18 protein-coding genes are annotated in these 16,193 nt (G+C 69.4%); 10 read left to right on the top strand and 8 right to left on the bottom strand.

The annotated features are described in order from the left end of the window. Positions 1-141: 141 nt before the first annotated feature. On the bottom strand, positions 142-528 hold the full coding sequence (locus ACESK5_RS11400) for an ACT domain-containing protein (RefSeq protein WP_372911689.1): 387 nt from the start codon (positions 526-528) through the stop codon (positions 142-144). A gap of 61 nt (positions 529-589) precedes the next feature. On the opposite strand from ACESK5_RS11400, the gene gfo6 reads away from it, so the two are divergent. Then, positions 590-1,681: a D-xylose 1-dehydrogenase Gfo6 gene (gfo6, locus tag ACESK5_RS11405; protein WP_372911690.1), complete on the top strand. Its 1,092-nt coding sequence runs from the start codon at positions 590-592 to the stop codon at positions 1,679-1,681. 21 nt (positions 1,682-1,702) lie between these two features. On the opposite strand, the gene ACESK5_RS11410 is transcribed toward gfo6, so the two are convergent. From ACESK5_RS11410 to ACESK5_RS11420, 3 genes are all read right to left on the bottom strand, one after another. Next, on the bottom strand, positions 1,703-2,539 hold the full coding sequence (locus ACESK5_RS11410) for an aldo/keto reductase (protein WP_372911691.1): 837 nt from the start codon (positions 2,537-2,539) through the stop codon (positions 1,703-1,705). 233 nt (positions 2,540-2,772) lie between these two features. Next, positions 2,773-2,943 (bottom strand): hypothetical protein, encoded by a 171-nt coding sequence (locus ACESK5_RS11415; RefSeq protein WP_372911692.1) that lies wholly within the window; start codon positions 2,941-2,943, stop codon positions 2,773-2,775. A gap of 79 nt (positions 2,944-3,022) precedes the next feature. Beyond that, on the bottom strand, positions 3,023-4,825 hold the full coding sequence (locus ACESK5_RS11420) for an L-aspartate oxidase (protein ID WP_372911693.1): 1,803 nt from the start codon (positions 4,823-4,825) through the stop codon (positions 3,023-3,025). A 197-nt stretch (positions 4,826-5,022) separates the two neighbouring features. On the opposite strand from ACESK5_RS11420, the gene ACESK5_RS11425 reads away from it, so the two are divergent. Continuing rightward, a complete protein-coding gene (locus tag ACESK5_RS11425) occupies positions 5,023-5,196 on the top strand; it encodes a hypothetical protein (RefSeq protein WP_372911694.1) in 174 nt (57 codons plus the stop codon). 30 nt (positions 5,197-5,226) lie between these two features. Here the strand turns inward: ACESK5_RS11425 and ACESK5_RS11430 are convergent, their stop codons facing one another. Continuing rightward, a complete protein-coding gene (locus tag ACESK5_RS11430) occupies positions 5,227-5,868 on the bottom strand; it encodes a hypothetical protein (protein ID WP_372911695.1) in 642 nt (213 codons plus the stop codon). A 307-nt stretch (positions 5,869-6,175) separates the two neighbouring features. Here ACESK5_RS11430 and ACESK5_RS11435 point away from each other — a divergent pair, with 307 nt between their 5' ends. Both ACESK5_RS11435 and ACESK5_RS11440 read left to right on the top strand, forming a co-directional pair. Beyond that, on the top strand, positions 6,176-7,192 hold the full coding sequence (locus tag ACESK5_RS11435; protein WP_372911696.1) for a hypothetical protein: 1,017 nt from the start codon (positions 6,176-6,178) through the stop codon (positions 7,190-7,192). Positions 7,193-7,366: 174 nt separating this feature from the next. Further along, complete coding sequence (locus ACESK5_RS11440) at positions 7,367-7,804, top strand: universal stress protein (RefSeq protein ID WP_372911697.1); 438 nt, start codon at positions 7,367-7,369, stop codon at positions 7,802-7,804. Positions 7,805-7,821: 17 nt separating this feature from the next. Here ACESK5_RS11440 and ACESK5_RS11445 read toward each other — a convergent pair whose 3' ends face one another. Then, positions 7,822-8,235, bottom strand: coding sequence for a teicoplanin resistance protein VanZ (locus tag ACESK5_RS11445; protein WP_372911698.1), 414 nt, complete (start codon positions 8,233-8,235; stop codon positions 7,822-7,824). A gap of 113 nt (positions 8,236-8,348) precedes the next feature. On the opposite strand from ACESK5_RS11445, the gene ACESK5_RS11450 reads away from it, so the two are divergent. Further along, positions 8,349-9,326 (top strand): aldo/keto reductase, encoded by a 978-nt coding sequence (locus ACESK5_RS11450; protein WP_372911706.1) that lies wholly within the window; start codon positions 8,349-8,351, stop codon positions 9,324-9,326. A gap of 232 nt (positions 9,327-9,558) precedes the next feature. Here ACESK5_RS11450 and aglF read toward each other — a convergent pair whose 3' ends face one another. Then, positions 9,559-10,290 (bottom strand): UTP--glucose-1-phosphate uridylyltransferase AglF, encoded by a 732-nt coding sequence (aglF, locus tag ACESK5_RS11455; RefSeq protein WP_372911699.1) that lies wholly within the window; start codon positions 10,288-10,290, stop codon positions 9,559-9,561. 192 nt (positions 10,291-10,482) lie between these two features. On the opposite strand from aglF, the gene ACESK5_RS11460 reads away from it, so the two are divergent. From ACESK5_RS11460 to ACESK5_RS11475, 4 genes are all read left to right on the top strand, one after another. Then, on the top strand, positions 10,483-10,716 hold the full coding sequence (locus ACESK5_RS11460; protein ID WP_372911700.1) for a hypothetical protein: 234 nt from the start codon (positions 10,483-10,485) through the stop codon (positions 10,714-10,716). Between the two features lie 117 nt (positions 10,717-10,833). Continuing rightward, positions 10,834-12,012, top strand: a complete 1,179-nt coding sequence (locus ACESK5_RS11465) for a hypothetical protein (RefSeq protein WP_372911701.1) — start codon at positions 10,834-10,836, stop codon at positions 12,010-12,012. Positions 12,013-12,290: 278 nt separating this feature from the next. Beyond that, positions 12,291-13,730 carry an MATE family efflux transporter gene (locus ACESK5_RS11470; RefSeq protein ID WP_372911702.1) on the top strand — a complete coding sequence of 480 codons (1,440 nt, stop codon included), beginning with the start codon at positions 12,291-12,293 and terminating at the stop codon, positions 13,728-13,730. Positions 13,731-13,770: 40 nt separating this feature from the next. Beyond that, the gene (locus tag ACESK5_RS11475; RefSeq protein ID WP_372911703.1) at positions 13,771-14,103 is read left to right on the top strand and encodes a hypothetical protein; all 333 of its coding nucleotides are present in this window, start codon (positions 13,771-13,773) and stop codon (positions 14,101-14,103) included. A 173-nt stretch (positions 14,104-14,276) separates the two neighbouring features. Here ACESK5_RS11475 and ACESK5_RS11480 read toward each other — a convergent pair whose 3' ends face one another. Continuing rightward, positions 14,277-14,555 carry a PadR family transcriptional regulator gene (locus tag ACESK5_RS11480; protein ID WP_372911704.1) on the bottom strand — a complete coding sequence of 93 codons (279 nt, stop codon included), beginning with the start codon at positions 14,553-14,555 and terminating at the stop codon, positions 14,277-14,279. Between the two features lie 751 nt (positions 14,556-15,306). On the opposite strand from ACESK5_RS11480, the gene ACESK5_RS11485 reads away from it, so the two are divergent. Further along, positions 15,307-16,193 (top strand): methyltransferase domain-containing protein (locus tag ACESK5_RS11485; protein ID WP_372911705.1); only part of this gene is annotated, 887 nt, incomplete at its 3' end.

The following is a 16,193-nucleotide window of genomic DNA, read 5'->3' on the forward strand; positions in this document are numbered from 1 at the left end:
GTTCGGTCGCCCACTCGGTGCACCACTCGTGCGCTGTCTCGTCGGGGCCGCCCGCTGGCTCGCCCTCCGACTCACCCCACCCGTCGCCGGGGCGGGAACCACCCCGCGGTGCCCACCAGTCCGTGGCCGGCCCCCGGGGGGCTACCGGCGTCGTATCCCACAGCCGAGTTCGGAGAGCGTCTCGACCGCCCGGTCGGCGTCCGCCTCCTTGACCAGCACGTGGTCGGTCGAGTACGCCGAGAGCGCGAAGATGGAGACCTCCTCGTCGGCGAGCGCCGTCGCCACGACGGCGAGGAAGCCGACGAGTTCGAAGGGGAGGTCGGCGTCGAAGGTGAGAAGTACCCACCCGGGTTCGGCGCGGCGCGTCTCGACGTTCGCCAGTCGGTCCTCCCGGACGACGTGCGTCAGTTCGCGGCCGTCGTCGACGGTTGCGAACGCGTCGCCGATTCGCTGGTCGGTCGTGACGACGGCGTACCGGTCGGGTGCGACCTCGACGACGCTCTCTGCGAGCACTGCGTGGGGGTCCATGCGGCCCCTCTCCGGGGCCGACGCTAATAGTTATCCGCCTCGCCCGAGAGGTGGGGACGCCATGGACGTCTCTCTCGGCACGTACTTCGACGAGTTCACTCACCGCGACTGGCAGACCCGCGACCCCGAGAGCGTCTCCGAGCCGGTCCGCCTCGCGCTCATCGGCCTCGGTTGGTTCACGCGGGGGTGGGCGCTCCCCGGCATCCAGCGCTCGGCGTTCACCGAGGCGGCGGTTGCGACCGACGTCGACGCCGACGCGGTCGACGCCGTCGCGAGCGAACACGACCTCACCGGCGTCACCCCCGAGGCGTTCAGGAACGGGGACGTCGCCGACGAGTACGACGCGGTGTACGTCGCCACGCCGAACGCGACCCACCTGGAGTACGTCGAGGCCGCGGCCGAACAGGGAAAGGCGGTCCTCTGTGAGAAGCCGATGGAGGCGACGCTCGACCGGGCCGAACGGCTGGTCGACGTCTGCGAGGCAAGGGACGTCCCGCTCATGGTCGGCTACCGGATGCAGACGGACCCCGCGGTTCGCCGCGTGAAGGAACTCCTCGCGGAGGAGTTCGTCGGCGACGTCGTCCACGTCCACGCCTCGATGTCGCAGACGATGCTCGGCGAGTTGAGCGAGGCGACGGACCAGTGGCGACTCGACCCCGCACTCTCGGGCGGGTGTGCGCTCATGGACCTCGGCGTCTACCCGCTCAACACGACGCGGTTCCTCCTCGAGTCCGACCCCGAACGGGTGACCGGTCACACCCGCTCCGTCCACGAGGCGTTCGACGCTGTCGACGAACACGCCTCGTTCGACATGCGGTTCTCCGACGGCGTCCAGGCACACTGTACGGTGAGCCAGAACGCACAGCACGCGAGCCGGCTCGAACTGACCGGGACGGAGGGCCAGCTGATTCTCGACCCGGCCTTCTACGAACGAGAGGCCCGGGAACTCAGGGTCGTCCGCGACGGGGTGGAAGCCGACGTCGCGTTCGACCCGGTCCACCAGCTCGAAGAGGAGTTCGCCTACTTCGGACACCACCTGCTCACCGACACGCCGGTCTACCCCGACGGGGAGCACGCCCTGGTCGACATGCGCGTGCTGGACGCGGTGTACGAGTCGGCCGAGACGGGACGGCCGGTCGGCGTCGCGGAGTGACCGGTCTCGACTCCGCCGCCGCTACTGGCTGATACCGTACGTGTCGCCCGACCAGTCGCGTGCGGGCGTGTCGTACACGGGTCGGTCGCGGTCCCGCCCGTCGAGTCGCTCGCGGTCCGCCTCCTCCAGCGTCCAGTTCAACTCGGCGTTCTGCCGGACGTGTTCGGGCGAGGAGGACTTCGGCAACACGACCACGTCGGTGTCGAGCGCCCACCGGAGGACGACCTGTGCCGGCGACTTCCCGTACGACGCCGCGAGTTCCTGGACGACCTCGTCCTCGAATATCTCCGTTCGGGCCAGCGGCGCGGCCGCCTCGACGACCGTCTCCGACTCCCGGCAGTAGTCGACGAGGTCCGGGCGTTGCAGCCACGGGTGGAACTCGATCTGGTTCACGGCGATGGGGACGTCGCTGATGTGGTGAGCACAGCTCAGCTGGTAGGCGCTGAAGTTCGACACGCCCACGTTCCGGACGAGGCCGCGGTCGTGGAGCGTCGCCATCGCGTCCAGCGTCTCCCGGAGCGAGATGGCGGGGTTGGGCCAGTGGACGAGGTAGAGGTCGAGATACTCCGTGCCCAGTCGAGCGAGCGACGCCTCACACGACTCGACGAGCGAGTCGTAGTTGAGGTTCTTCGCGAGCACCTTCGAGGTGAGGAAGACGTCGTCGCGGTCGTACTCCGCCAGCACCTCACCGATGGCGGCCTCGTTCCGGTAGCCCTCGGCGGTGTCGACGTGGGTGTACCCGGCGTCGAGCGCGGCACGGACGCTCTCTTTGACCGTCTCGCCGTCGAGCTTCCACGTCCCCAGTCCGAGTGCGGGCAGTTCGTCACCGCTCGGGAGGGTGTGTGTGCGGACCGTCATGCGGATGTCCGTTACCGGCGACCCCGGGTTGAAGCTGTGGGTAGGAGCAGTTCACTCGGCTCCGTGCGTCGCCGAGTCGTCGTGAGCGACCGACGCGAGGCGGCACGTGTCGGTCGGCGCCTCGACTACTCGACGGCCTGACGACGTGGTCGGGTGTCTCTCGGGCTCTCGGACCGAAGCGGGCGAGAAAACAGTCGACACTGTGACCGCGACGCTGCGCGTGGGTCGGGTCGCTACTCCCCGTCGCCACCTTGGGGGAGCTGGTCGACCCGCTCGGGGTGCTCCGTCTCGACGTGGCGATGCACCCGGTGGACCTCCATCTCGGGTGCGGTCTTGACGTCCTCTTTCGCGACATCCGGTTCGAAGTCACAGAACGGACACTCGCGGGGTGGTTTCTCGGTCATTGTCGGATGTGTCCTAGCGAATCGACACTGAAAAACGTCGGCCCTGCACTCGAACCGGGACCACGAGGCGCTCCGTCTCTCACTCGAGCTGGTGGTAGTCGAGTTCGAAGCCCGCATCCAGCGCCACCTGGACCTCCTCGCTCGGTTCGTCGACGGCCCGGGTCGTGAGGTGCATCCCACCCACGCTGTCCCGGCTAACGACGACGTTGCGTCGCCACGCCTCGTCGTCGTCGGGATAGTCCGTCCGGGCGTGAGCGCCGCGCGACTCGGTTCGCAGTGTCGCCCCACGGAGCACCGCCTCGGCCACGTCGAGCGCGAACCCGAGGTTCATCGCGAACTCGAAGGAACGACTCGTCGGGTCGCCCACGTCGAGGTCGGACGCTCGACGCCGGATCGACGCGAGCGCGTCGAGGCCCGCCGCGAGCGTCTCCTCGTCGCGGAGGATACCAGCGTGTTTCCACAGCACCGCCCGCAGTTCGTCGAACAGCGCCGCCGGGTCGTGACGCCCCTCGGCGTCGACCAGTCGCTGGAGACTCCCGAAGTGGAGCGTAGCGCGGTCGTGGAGCACGTCCGACGCATGGTCGGCCGCCGGGTCACCCGCACGGACCCGGTCGGCGATGGCCTCGCCGGCGACCTGACCGAAGGCGATCGTCTCGGCCAGCGAGTTCCCGCCCAGTCGGTTCGCGCCGTGGACGCCGGCCATCGTCTCGCCGACCGCGTACAGCCCGCCGATGTCGGTCTCGCCGACCGCGTCGACGACGACACCGCCCATCCCGTAGTGCGCGGTCGGTGCCACCTCGACGGCCTCGGTAGCCATCTCCACGCCCAGGTCGGCGAAGCGCTCGTACATCCGCGGGAGGCGTTCTCGGATGAACGACCGGTCGCGGTGTGAGATGTCGAGAAAGACCCCGCCGGCGTCGGTCCCGCGACCCTCGCTGATCTCTCGGGCGATGGCCCGCGCGACGACGTCGCGCGCGTCGAGTTCCATCTGGTCCGGGGAGTACCGTTCCATGAACCGCTCGCCGTCGGCGTTGTACAGCCGGCCCCCTTCGCCGCGGACGGCCTCGGTCACCAGCCGGCCGTCCCACTCGTCGCCGTACCGGGCGCCGACCATCCCCGTGGGGTGGAACTGGACGAACTCCATGTCCATCAGGCGAGCGCCGGCCTGGTACGCCAGCGCCGGTCCGTCGCCGGTGTTCTCGTCGTCGCGAGAGGAGTGACGACGGTACAGACTGGTGTACCCCCCGGCGGCCAGCACGACCGTGTCGGCCTCGAACAGGAGGAACCCGCCGGTGTCCATGTCGTAGCCGGCAGCGCCGAGTATCCGCCCGTCCGCCTCGACCAATCGCGTGACGAACACGTTCTCACGGTACGGAATCTCCAGCGACTGGGCCCGGCCGACGAGCGTGTTCAGGAGCGATTCGCCGGTGTGGTCGCCCGCGAAAGCGGTCCGCCTGAACGACTGCGCGCCGAAGTAGCGCTGATCGATCTCGCCGTCGGGCGTCCGACTGTAGGGCATCCCCCACTCGTCGAGCTCCCGCAGAAGCGCCGGCATCCGCCTCGTAACCGTCTCTACCTTCTGGGGGTCGTTGACGTGGTGCCCCTCGTCGATGGTGTCGGCGGCGTGGACGGTCCAGTCGTCCTCCGGGTCGTGGGTCCCGAGAGCGCCGTTGATGCCCCCGCGTGCCCAGGTCGTGTGGGCGTCGCCGTGCTGTCGCTTGCCGACGACCAGCACGTCCGCGGGGTCGACCCCCTGCTCGACGAGCTCGATCGCCGTCCGTGCCCCTGCTGCGCCTGCACCGATCACCAGCACGCCGAGGTCGACCGTCTCGTACGGGACCGAATCCCGTCGCTCGGCGGCGGCTCTCTGGGGAGAACTCATCACTAGCAGTGGAGGACCGGACAGACTTAAACTCACTGTGCGCCCTCTCCGAGAGAACGTGATCCTCAGTGGCTTTAAAGCGAGTTTTCGATACTTCGAACCGTGTATAATAGGGCGCGAACCGATACGTGTCGGACCGGTCACGCCGGCGACTGCCGAGACCGTCCCGGGTCGGCCGGGTCCTCCTCGACGGTGCTATGGCCTTCTGTCGGCGCCGAGGCTACGACCGGGCGTCTCTCTGGACGGTCGACGAACGCGGCGCGGCCGTCTACCTGTGCCGCGACGCCGGGTTCCGAGCCACCGACGCGGTGGACCGCCACACCGACTGGGAGACGACGGTTCCGTGTCGGCTGTACGAACGAGACCACTGACGCCCGGCGTCCGACCGGGCGAACGTGGACTCAGTCCGACGTGGTGTCCGTCGCCTCGGTCGACGACGCGTTCGCTGTTTCGGTTGCCGTCACGGCCGACGTGGCGTTCGTCGTCTCCGCCGTACCGGCTTCCGCCGTGCCCGTCTGCCCTTGCTGGGACTGTTGCTGCTGGGCACGCCGCTTCGCCTCCTGGAACGTCGCCGCCGAGAGGAGGGCGTTGACGGGGTCGAACGACAGGGTGTCGAGCACCGTCGTCGCGGGCCCCTCGACGAGGAAGACCCCGAACTGCTCGACGCTGTCGACGACGGCCAGCGTCTCCGTCGATTCGGCGCGGTCCTGGAACGCCGTCACTTCCTCCGCGAGGAGTTCCCGCTGTGCCGTCTGGAACTGCTGCTGTGCCTCGGCCCGGGAGATGTTCCCGGCGCGGAGTTCCGCCGAAATCTCCTGCTGGCGCCGCTGGAGAGCCTGCTGGTCGGCTCGAATCGCGACGGTCGCCCGCCTGCTCGCGTCGTCGGTGGACGCACCACCGCTCTCGGACCCCGCTTCGGTCGTGGTCTGGGCCTGCGACGACGCGTCGTCCTGGAGGGCACTACAGCCAGCGAGCGAGAACGCGGTCCCGGTCCCGGCGAGTTCGAGGAACCGGCGGCGACCCGTATCGAATTCGAAATCCATCGCCTAGGCCCTGCGGACGACAGCGGAAAACGACACCGAAACGCCGCGTCCCACGTCACTCGGTACCGTGACCGATACGACTACGCCGGTGGTCACGTGACCGACGCCGCGGTCCCACCACCGCCGTCGCCGCCTCACCGCGGGCGTCTCTGTCACTCGTCGTGGCGGGGGACGAGTATTGCCGGTGACGACCGGGCGCGCAGACGAAGCAGTTTTGTGATGGTGTGGTGATACGTCGAGTGCGTATGCCCGACTCTGGTCCCCCCCAGCAGCACGAACAGTTCCGACGACGCGAGGAGGCGTCCCCGTGACACTCTACGCCCTCGACGACATCGAGGACGCCATCGACGCGACGAGAGCGTTCCTCTGGCCACTCGACCGCGGTCGGTGGCTCCGCCTCGCCGTCGTCGTCTTCTTCGCCGGCGGCGCCGGCGGCTTCAACCCCTTCCAGTTCACGGGGAGTGGAACTCCGACCACGCCCGACACCCCGACGACGCCGCCCTCGGGTGCGCCGAACCTCCCGTCGCTCGGCACCCCCGAGGTGGCCATCGTCGCGGCTATCGCCGCCCTGCTCCTCTTCGTCTTCCTCGGCTTCCTCCTCGTCGGGTCGGTCATGGAGTTCGTCTTCGTCCGGTCGCTCCGCGAGGAGGCCGTCACCGTCAGGCGCTACTGGCGCGACCACTGGCGGCAGGGGGTCCGCCTGTTCGGCTTCCGACTCGCCCTCACAGTCGCCACCGTCGGCCTCGTCGGTGGCGTCCTCGTCGCCGTGTTCGCCCCGGTGGTTCTGGCCGGGCGCGTCGCCGCCCTCGGCCTCCTCGTCGTCGCCATCCCGGTGTTGATACTGGTCGCACTCGTCAGCGGCCTCCTGAACGGCTTCACGACGATGTTCGTCGTCCCGGTGATGCTCCTCGAAGAGCGGGGCGTCGTCGCCTCGTGGCGGCGCTTCTGGCCCACGCTCCGGAGCGAGTGGAAGCAGTACCTCGCGTACCTGTTCATGTCGGTCGTGTTGAGCCTCGCGGGCGGCATCCTCACCGCGCTGGCGATGCTGGTCGCCGCGCTCGCCGTCGGCATCCCGCTGGCCCTCGTCGGACTCCTCGGCGGCGCGCTCCTGACGGTGGCGTCGGTCGCCGGCTGGGTCGTCGTCGGCGTCGCCGTCGTCCTGTTCGTCGCCGCGATGGTCGTGCTCACACTGCTCATCGCCGTCCCGGTCCAGACGTTCCTCCGCTACTACGGCCTCCTCGTCCTCGGGGACACGAACGACGCGTTCGACGTCGTCCCCGAACGGCGGCGGGCGATTCGAGAGCCGTCGGCGACCGAGGGCTGACCGTCGCGCCTCGCTCGCTCCCGTCCCCGCGAGGCCCCGGCGGAGGCCGGCGCTGGCGGCTTCGGTCGCATCTCTCGACCGCTGCGCTCCGAGTCACGCCCGGTTCGGCAACCGCCCGGGCGACGGCACGAACACTGATTGGCCTCCGCCGCCTCCGTAGACGCGAGCACCGCCATGTACGAACACATCCTCCTCCCGACGGACGGCAGCGAAGCCTCGCTCGCCGCGTTCGACCACGCGCTCGACCTCGCCGAGCGGTTCGGGGCAGCCATCGACGTCCTCTACGTGGTCGACACGGACGCGCTCCCCCTCGACGCGCACAGTCAGACGGTGTTCGAGGCCGCAGACCAGGCGGCCAGGCGGACGGTCGCCGACATCGTCGACCGGGCGGAGCAGCGTGAGTTCGAGCGCGTGACCGGCGAGGTCCGCGAGGGGTCGCCGACCGAGGTCATCCTCGACCGGGCCGACGACCCCGAGGTGGACCTCGTCGTCATGGGCACGCACGCGCGCACGGGCGTAGAACGATACCTCCTCGGGAGCGTCACCGAACGGGTAGTCAGGACCGCGTCGGTCCCCGTCCTCACCGTCCGGGGGACGAACGACGCGGGCTAGCGAGGCGCCGACGTGGGCTACGGAGACGGCGACGCCGACTCCCCGTCTTCCGACCGGCCCGGCCCGTCCCCCCGAACGTACCACCCGACGGCTGCGAGCGTCGCCCCGAGGACCCCCGCGACGATGTCACCGAGTTCCCCCCGTCGGCCGGGCACGCGTCGCTGGAGTCTCGCCGTGAGGAGACTGTGCGCCGTCGAGAGACACACCGCGAAGACCGCAGCCTCGCCACGGGAGCCTCGCCACCCGTCGAGCGCGTCGGCGAGGACCACCGCGTAGCCCGCGTGGCCGACCAGGTGGAGGAACTTGTCCGGGCCCACCGGCTCCCAGCCCGGACGTCGGTCGAACGGCGAGGGGACGAGCGACGCGGCGAGGAGCACGAGAGTGACCCCGACTGCACGCGACCAGTCGGCGTCGGTACGGCGACGGTTCATACCAGTCGTACTGCCCCGGGACTCTTTGCTATCGGGGTCGGTTCAGTCCGCCCGGGACCGCAGCACACGCTTTTGACACCGGCCTGCGACCGTCCTGTATGACAGACGTCGACATGGCGTACACCCGACTCGGACGCACCGGCCTCGAAGTCTCGCGGCTCTGTCTCGGCTGTATGAATTTCGGGTCCTCCCAGCCGTGGATGCTCGACGACCGCGAGCGGTCGATCGACCTCATCCGGGAGGCGCTCGACGCGGGCGTGAACTTCCTCGACACGGCGAACGCCTACTCGCGCGGGGAGTCCGAGGAAATCGTCGGTGAGGCCATCGAGGGGTACGACCGCGAGGAACTCGTCGTCGCGACGAAGGTGTACTTCCCGATGGGGGAGGGGCCGAACAAGTCCGGACTCTCCCGCAAGCACATCCTTGACCAGGTGGAGCGGTCGCTCGACCGCCTCGGGACCGACTACGTCGACCTCTATCAGATTCACCGCTGGGACCCCGACGTCGACATCGAGGAGACGCTCTCCGCACTCGACCACCTCGTCGACTCCGGAAGAGTCCGCTACCTCGGCGCGTCGACCATGTCGGCGTACCAGTTCACGAAGGCGCTGTACACCGCCGACGTCGAGGGGTACGAGCGGTTCGCCTGCATGCAACCGGAGTACAACGCGGTCGACCGCCACGAGGAGGCGAACCTGCTCCCCGTCTGTGCGGGCGAGGGCGTCGGCGTCATCCCGTGGTCGCCGCTCGCCGGTGGCTTCCTCACGGGGAAGTACGACCGCGGCGACGAGGTGCCCGAGGGGAGCCGTGCGGAGACGGACGACTACACGGAGAACCGCTTCACCGAGGAGAACTGGGCCGTCCTCGACGCCGTCCGCGAGGTGGCCGCGGACCTCGACGCCACGCCCGCGCAGGTTTCGCTCGCGTGGCTCCTCCACAGGGACGTCGTCGACGCACCCATCGTCGGCCCGCGCACCGGCGAACACCTCCGCGAGAACCTCCGTGCGGTGGAACTGGACCTCACGGACGAGCAGGTCGAGCGCATCGAGGCGCCCAAGACGCCGCGGTGGCCCGCGCCGGGGAAGGACTGAAGTCGCGTCGCTGGGCGGGCTGGCTCGTCGGAGTCAGGTAGGAGAGGTGAATCGGCAGGGTGATGCCGAGTGAGGACAGCGCGCGGGCGGAACGATGCATGGTCGTCGGTCGAAACGGAATCCGTCCCGAGGGCGCCCGTTCCCTGTCCCCGTGTGCCACGGGAGCGCAGGGGAACCTAAGCCTTCGCCCCCGAGTATCAGCACTGGTACCCCGCCGGCCGCATCATCGATCCTACTCGACGTCCTCGCCGCGCGCCTCTTTCAGCCGACGCTCGGCCTCGTCGCGGTCCTCGGGGTAGCCGATGTCCATCCGCCACCCCTCCAGTTTGATGGCGTCGATGGTCCGGCCCGACCGGATGAGCAGGTCGATGGCCTCGCTGATCTCGTACTCGCCGCGGTTCGACGGCTGGACGAGGTGACAGGCGTGGAAGATGGCGGGCGTGAACGTGTAGAAGCCCGTCATCACGAGGTTCGACGGCGGGTCGTCGGGTTTCTCGATCACCTCGACGATTTCGCCGTACTTGTTGGTGTCACAGACCCCGTAGCGGGAGGCGTCCTCCCACGGGACCTCCTCGACGAGGAACGCCGCGTCGGCGCGGTCCTCCTGCTGGCGACGGACGACGTCCTTGAGGTTCGCGTTGAAGATGTTGTCGCCGAGGATGAGCATGAAGTCGTCGTCGATGTAGTCCTCGACGGTGAGCAGCGCGTGCGCCAGCCCCTTCTGCTCGCGCTGGTGGGCGTACGTGATGGGAATCCCCTCGTACTCGTCGCCGTAGTGCTGGATGATCTTCTCCTTCATGTAGCCGACGACGACGACGAACTCCTCGGCGCCGAGGTCGATGAGTTTGTTCAGACAGTGAGTGAGGATGGGCTTCCCGTCGATTTCGACCATCCCCTTCGGTTTGTCGTCGGTGAGTGGTCGCAGACGAGTCCCCTTCCCCGCAGCGAGTACGACGGCTTTCATCGGCTACCGTATCCCACTCGCTCCCTATCAATCCCTTGCTTGGACGAGACGAGGAGCGAGTGACGCCCGCGCCCCCCGACGGCGACGGGTCCGGAGTCTCCCCGGTCACTCCCGACGACGCACTCCTCGGAGACGTCCCACCGACCGCCGGAGGGGAGAGTTTTTCACCGATCACCCGCACGGACTGACACGGTGGCACCCGACGACACACCGGACCACGTCGCGCCGCCCAGGCGCGACGACCTGTTCGCGCGCGCCGACGCGGACCTCGCGAGTGCGCTCTCCGACGTCGACGGCGTCGACCTCGCGGCGGAGCTGGTGAGTCTGACCGACGGCCTCACGCTCGACGCCGCGCTGGACCGGGTCACGGCCGACCCGGACCGCGTCCGGGCAGACATCGTCCGTGCGCGGACCGGCGTGCAGTGACCCCGAACCGGTTCGGGGCCGTCACCATCGGGGGTCGGAACGTCCTTGGGGGCGGGCGTGTGTGTTCGAACGACGTACGGACGCGTCACGGACTCACACGACCCGCGACACGTAGCCATGGCCCCGGAAACCATCTCTCGGTGGGCGCGGCGCTACGCCCTCGTCAGCGCCGCCGCGCTCTGTCTGTGGCAGGCCGGCGTCCTCGTCGGCGTGCCGCGCCGCACGGAGGTGACGCTGGCCGTCTACGGCTTCCTCTTCCCGATGGTGTTCGGCAAGGCGTACTCGCTGGTCCCGACCTACTTCGACCGGACGCTGGCGGTGCCGCGCGCGCCCGCAGTCGGGTTCCCGCTCGTCGTCGCCGGGGCGGGTGGTCTCGCCGTCGCGACGCTCCGTGAGACGCCCCCGTGGCTCGGTGCCGTCGGTGCACTCGCGTGGACCGTCGCCGTCGGAGTGTTCCTCGGGACGCTGGGCTGGACCGTCCGCTACAACCTCTCCGGGGGGGACACCGCGACCGGCGCACACAACGCCGCCCGTCGGCCGGTCGACCGGGTGGCGAACGCCACCGTCCCCGTCGCGTTCTCGTACCTCCTCGTCGGGACGTACGCGACGCTCGCGTCCCACACCGGTCTCCCGCCGCTCCTCGACGGCTACCCGCCGCGCGCGACGCATCTCCTGGCCGCCGGTGCCGTCGCTCTCCTGGTGTTCGCCCTCGGCTTCCGCCTCCTGCCGCGGTTCTTCAGCGCGCCGCTCCCCCGGCCGCTCGCCGTCGCGACGCTCTTGGCCGGATCGGCGGGGCCCGCACTCCTCGCCACCCGACTGAGCGGCGGTCTCTGGTTCCGCGTCGGTGCGCTCCTCGAAGCCGGTGCCGTGTGTGGCTTCGCACTCGCCGTCGCTCTCCTCTTCCGGCGCTCGACCCGGCGTCGCGTCGGCCTCTCGACAGTCCTCGTCGCCGCCGGGTTCGGCGTCCTCGGCGTCGCCTTCGGCCTCTGGTTCGCCTTCGGGTCGGTCTCGGCGACACTCGTCACCGCCCACCTCCGGGTGAACCTCCTCGGCTTCCTGGGGCTGACAGTCGTCGGCCTCGCCTACCAGTTCTACCCGCCCGCCGTGGGCAACCTCCCGGGCGCCTCCGACCGCACCGCCCGCGTCTCGGTGCTCGCGCTGGCGGGCGGCCTCCTCGCGCAGGCCGGTGGGGTGACGCTCTCGCTGTCCTCGCTGGCGACGCTCGGGCAGGCGCTGACGCTCGGCGGCGCGCTCTGTTACGCGTACCTGCTCGGCGCGGCGTTCCTCACGCGGTAGGACGGCCCCTCGTCCGCTCTCGTCCGTGTCGCGTCCGCTCCCGAGCAGGGCTCTGTCGGTGTGTCGACGGTGTCCCTCCACGTCCACGTCGTCGCTCTCTAACGAGTCACCGTTCGGGAACGCGGTCCAGACGAGAGTTCCGCCGGGACTGCGGCGACGTCGTCTCCGCGGCGGAGGCGTCGCCCCGGTCGTGTCGGCTCCACCCCGACCTTCCGGGACGGGTGTGCGCCGAACCGGCGGATGAAAACCGGTTTCCCTCCCCTCTCGAACAGTCGCCTGTGAACGCCCTCCGCCGCCTCGCGGCTCTCGTCGCCGGCCTCCTCGCCCGACTGGGCGTCATCGAGGAGTCGCGCCTCCGCGAGACGACCGACCTCGCGTGGCCGCGCGTCCTCACCGGGTTCGCCATCATGTCGAAGCGGACGGTCGACCTCGCCGTCGTCGGCCTCGCCATCGGTCCGACGGCCGTCGCGGGACTCACCGTCGCGAACGCCTATTGGACCGTCGGCAAGTTCGCCTTCATCGGTCTCGCCGGAGGCACCATCGCGCTCGTCTCACAGAACTACGGCGGCGGCGACTCCCCTCGCGCCGCCCGGGCCGTCGAGGCGAGTCTCCTCGTCGCCGGCGGCGCCGCCCTCCCGCTCGTCGCGCTCTTCGCGGCCGGTGCGCGTCCGCTCGTCGAACTCCTCGGCAACGACGCGCGGACACTCTCGTACGGCGCGACCTACCTCGCCATCGTCGCCCCCGGCCTCCTGTTCGAGGCGCTCAACCTCGTCGCGTCGCGGACGTACGCGGGCGTCGGCGACACCCTGACGCCGATGGCGCTGCGGGCGACCGGGGCCGTGCTCAACATCGTCCTCAGCGCGGGCCTCGTCCTCGGCCTGGGGTACGGCGTCGCCGGGGCCGCCGTCGGAACGACGCTCTCGACCGTCTTCGTCGCCGCTGCCTTCGCCTGGGGGATGACGGGGCGGGCGTACTGGTCGCGCGGCGACTCGGGCGGTGCCAGCCCCGTTCCCGTGCGGTTCGACGCGCTCCCCGACCGCGACCTGTTGAGACAACTCGTCACCATCTCGACGCCGCTCGTCGCGCGCCGTATCGCACAGGCCGCGGTCGTCTTCCCACTCTTGGCTATCGCGGCCGCGTTCGGACCGCTCGTCGTCGCCGCCCTCGGCGTCGCCCGGCAGGTCCGCGCGCTCCTCGACAGCTTCGGCTGGGGCTTCTCCATCGCTGCCTCGACGCTCGTCGGACAGTCGCTCGGCCGGGGGGAGGAGACCACCGCGGCGGCGTACGGCTGGGAGATCACGAAGCTCTCCGCGCTCGTCTACGTCTCGGTGGCACTCGTCGTCCTCGCCGTCGCCGAACCCATCGCCCGGGTGTTCGTCGACGGCGAGGGGCTGGTGACGACGACACGGTTCGTCCGTGTCGCCGCCGTGAGCGTCGTCGCACTCGGTGTCGACGGCTCCGTCACCGGCACGCTGCGGGGTGCCGGCGACACGCGCGTCCCGTTCGTCGCGACGCTCGCGGGGCTGTACCTCGTCGCCCTCCCTCTCGCGTGGGCCGGCACCGTGACCGCGTGGGGCGTCTTCGGCCTCATGGCCGCGCTCGTCGCCGAGACGCTCGTTCCGATGGTCGTGAACTACGGCCGGTTCCGCGCGGGCACCTGGAAGGCGGTGAGTCGCGGCTACCGGCCCGACCGTGGCGAGTCGGTGAGCCAGGACTGAGTCTCGGCCGGCTTAAGCGTCTCCGTCACCAACAGACGCCGTGTCCCTCTGGGGAGTCCACATCGGTGTCGCGGGTACCGTGACGGTGCTGGTCCTGTTCGTGCTCGCCCCCGGCTTCCGATACCGCGCCGTCGTCGTCGCGGCGAGCGCGCTCTGGGCGGTGCTGCCGGACTTCCACCACGTCCTCGGTGGGTTCCCGACCCTGCAGACCGGTTGGCGAGCGGTTCACGACTCCGCGTTCGCGAACCTCTTCTGGTTCCACCGGGTCATCGACCGCTCGGACCCCGGCGACGACCCGGTTCGTTCGCTGGCCATGTGGGGCCTGCTCCTCGTCGTCGTCGTCGGCACCGAACTCGTGATTCGCCGTCGGTGACGGCGGTGAGTGCGTCGGTGACGAACGCCGGCGGCCTCCCGGATACGCGGTGACCGGGGTGGGGTGTCGAAGCACGGTCACTGGGGTAGCGAGAAGATTCGAGGTCCGGGTCTCGATGTACGTGTCGTTCAGTGGCGGCCTGTGGTCCGACAGTCGTCTCGACGGCGGCGGTGTCAGTCGAGGAACTCTACCTTCTGGTTCTCCCACTCGCGTCGTTCGCGCAACAGTTCGAGCCCCTCGTCGGTAATCTCGTAGTAGTTCGTCCGTCTGTCGAGTTGGCCCTTCGAGACGAGCGAACGGTTCACGAGCGTGTCGAGGTTGGGGTAGAGTCGGCCGTGGTTGACCTCGCCGACGTCCTCCTCGAACAGCTCTTTGACGGCCTGTCCGGACGGCCGGTCGAGCGAGGCGATGACGTACAGCAGGTCGCGTTGGAATCCAGTGAGATCGAACATCCGCTACACGTTACACGTGGTCGACCGTCTTTGTTAACAATCTCACTATTAAGATAAGTGATAGTTTAAACACGGGTGAAGCTGCCGACGGCGGTGCGAACTGAGGCGTAGGAGTCGGGTCGAAACCCGGCTAAACGACTGGTTCAACCAAGGGTTGCGCAGCCGACGGCCGGCCGACCTACCAGCGTCTATACCTCTCACCGGCTGAAAAGGAGCCGGCCCATCACCCCCGAATAACACTGTCTTAACGAGGGCTGAATATCTCTCTGCCGTGAGGATCCGCCCCTCTCACCGGTGGAGACGCCGGCGTCTCCCGTCTCGGGGAACTGCTCTCGTGCGCGACGGGAACCGCCGTCGACGACGCGGAACGTGAGTGGTCGGCGACAGTCGACACTCGTGTTGTCGACCGGCTAAACGGCTCGGCGTCGACGCGACGGTTACTCACTGGGCGCTCCGCCCCGCTCGGGTCCGCGGGAGAACCGTCGACGACTGCCGACTCTGTGACTCGCGCTCGCGCAGCGTCCAGCCGCCGACCCCCCGCCCGGCGGAGCGTCTCCGAGACGGGTGTCGTTCCCCTCGGTGACTCAGACGGCCGTCTCGTCGCGGCCGTCGTTCCATCGCGTGGCGTCCGACGTCGAACGAGCGTCCGAACGTGGTGTGGCACGACGTGACGTGGCGCGTGTCGTGGCCGTCGCCGGATTACGCATAACCGACATTTAACTACAACGACGCCAGACCGATAGTCGACTGAATGAGCAACCGCGAAGCAGTTCTCAAACGCTGGGTGAACCAGCCGCCCGACTCGCCGATTATTCAGCATCTCCGCGACGCGGAGCGTGAAGCGACGCTCGACCGGCTGGGGACGCAGTCGTCCGTGCTGGACGTCGCGTCCGAGTCGAGTCTCACGGCGGCGCTGGACGCCGACGACGTGACGCGGGTCGACTTCTCCGACGAGGCGTCCGAGTACGCGACCGAACTCCTGGGCGACGACGTCGACGAGTACGCGGTGACGGACCCCGAGTTCCCGACGCTCCCGTTCGACGACGACCGCTTCGAGGGAGCCGTCTCCGTCGGTCCCCTCGACTGGAAGTTCCTCGACGTCGGCTCCCTGGTCGACGAACTCCACCGGGTCGTCGGAGACGACGGACTGCTGGTGTTCACCGTCCCGACGCCCCGGTCGCCGTACGCCAGCGACCACCGCAACCGGTCGTACGCGCCCACGGACGCGCTGGGTCTCGTCTCCCCCGACTGGTGGACCCGCGGGGCCGACCAGTTGTTCCAGTACCCGATGCCGGTCCACGGCCTCATCAACAGCCTGCCGGACTCGATGCAGGGACCGTTCGTCGACGTCGCGGACGAACTCTCGGCGACGCTCTCGGACCGGGACGCCTGGGACTGGGCGTCGTACCTCGTCGTCGGCGCGACGCCGCTCGACTACCGCTCGTACCTCGACGACGGGCTGGACTGCCTCTTCCGGCCGACGGCGGACCGTGGCTTCTGGGACCCCGACGAGGGAAAAGTCGTCCGCGCGTTCTGGTACGAACTCGACGACGGCACGCCCACGACGTGGACGCTCGACGACCGCGTCAAGTGGCGGTACGCCCCGTTCGCACTGATGGGGGCGATGCGGTGGCGGAC

Source organism: Salinigranum sp., from assembly GCF_041641895.1.
Lineage (GTDB): Archaea > Halobacteriota > Halobacteria > Halobacteriales > Haloferacaceae > Salinigranum.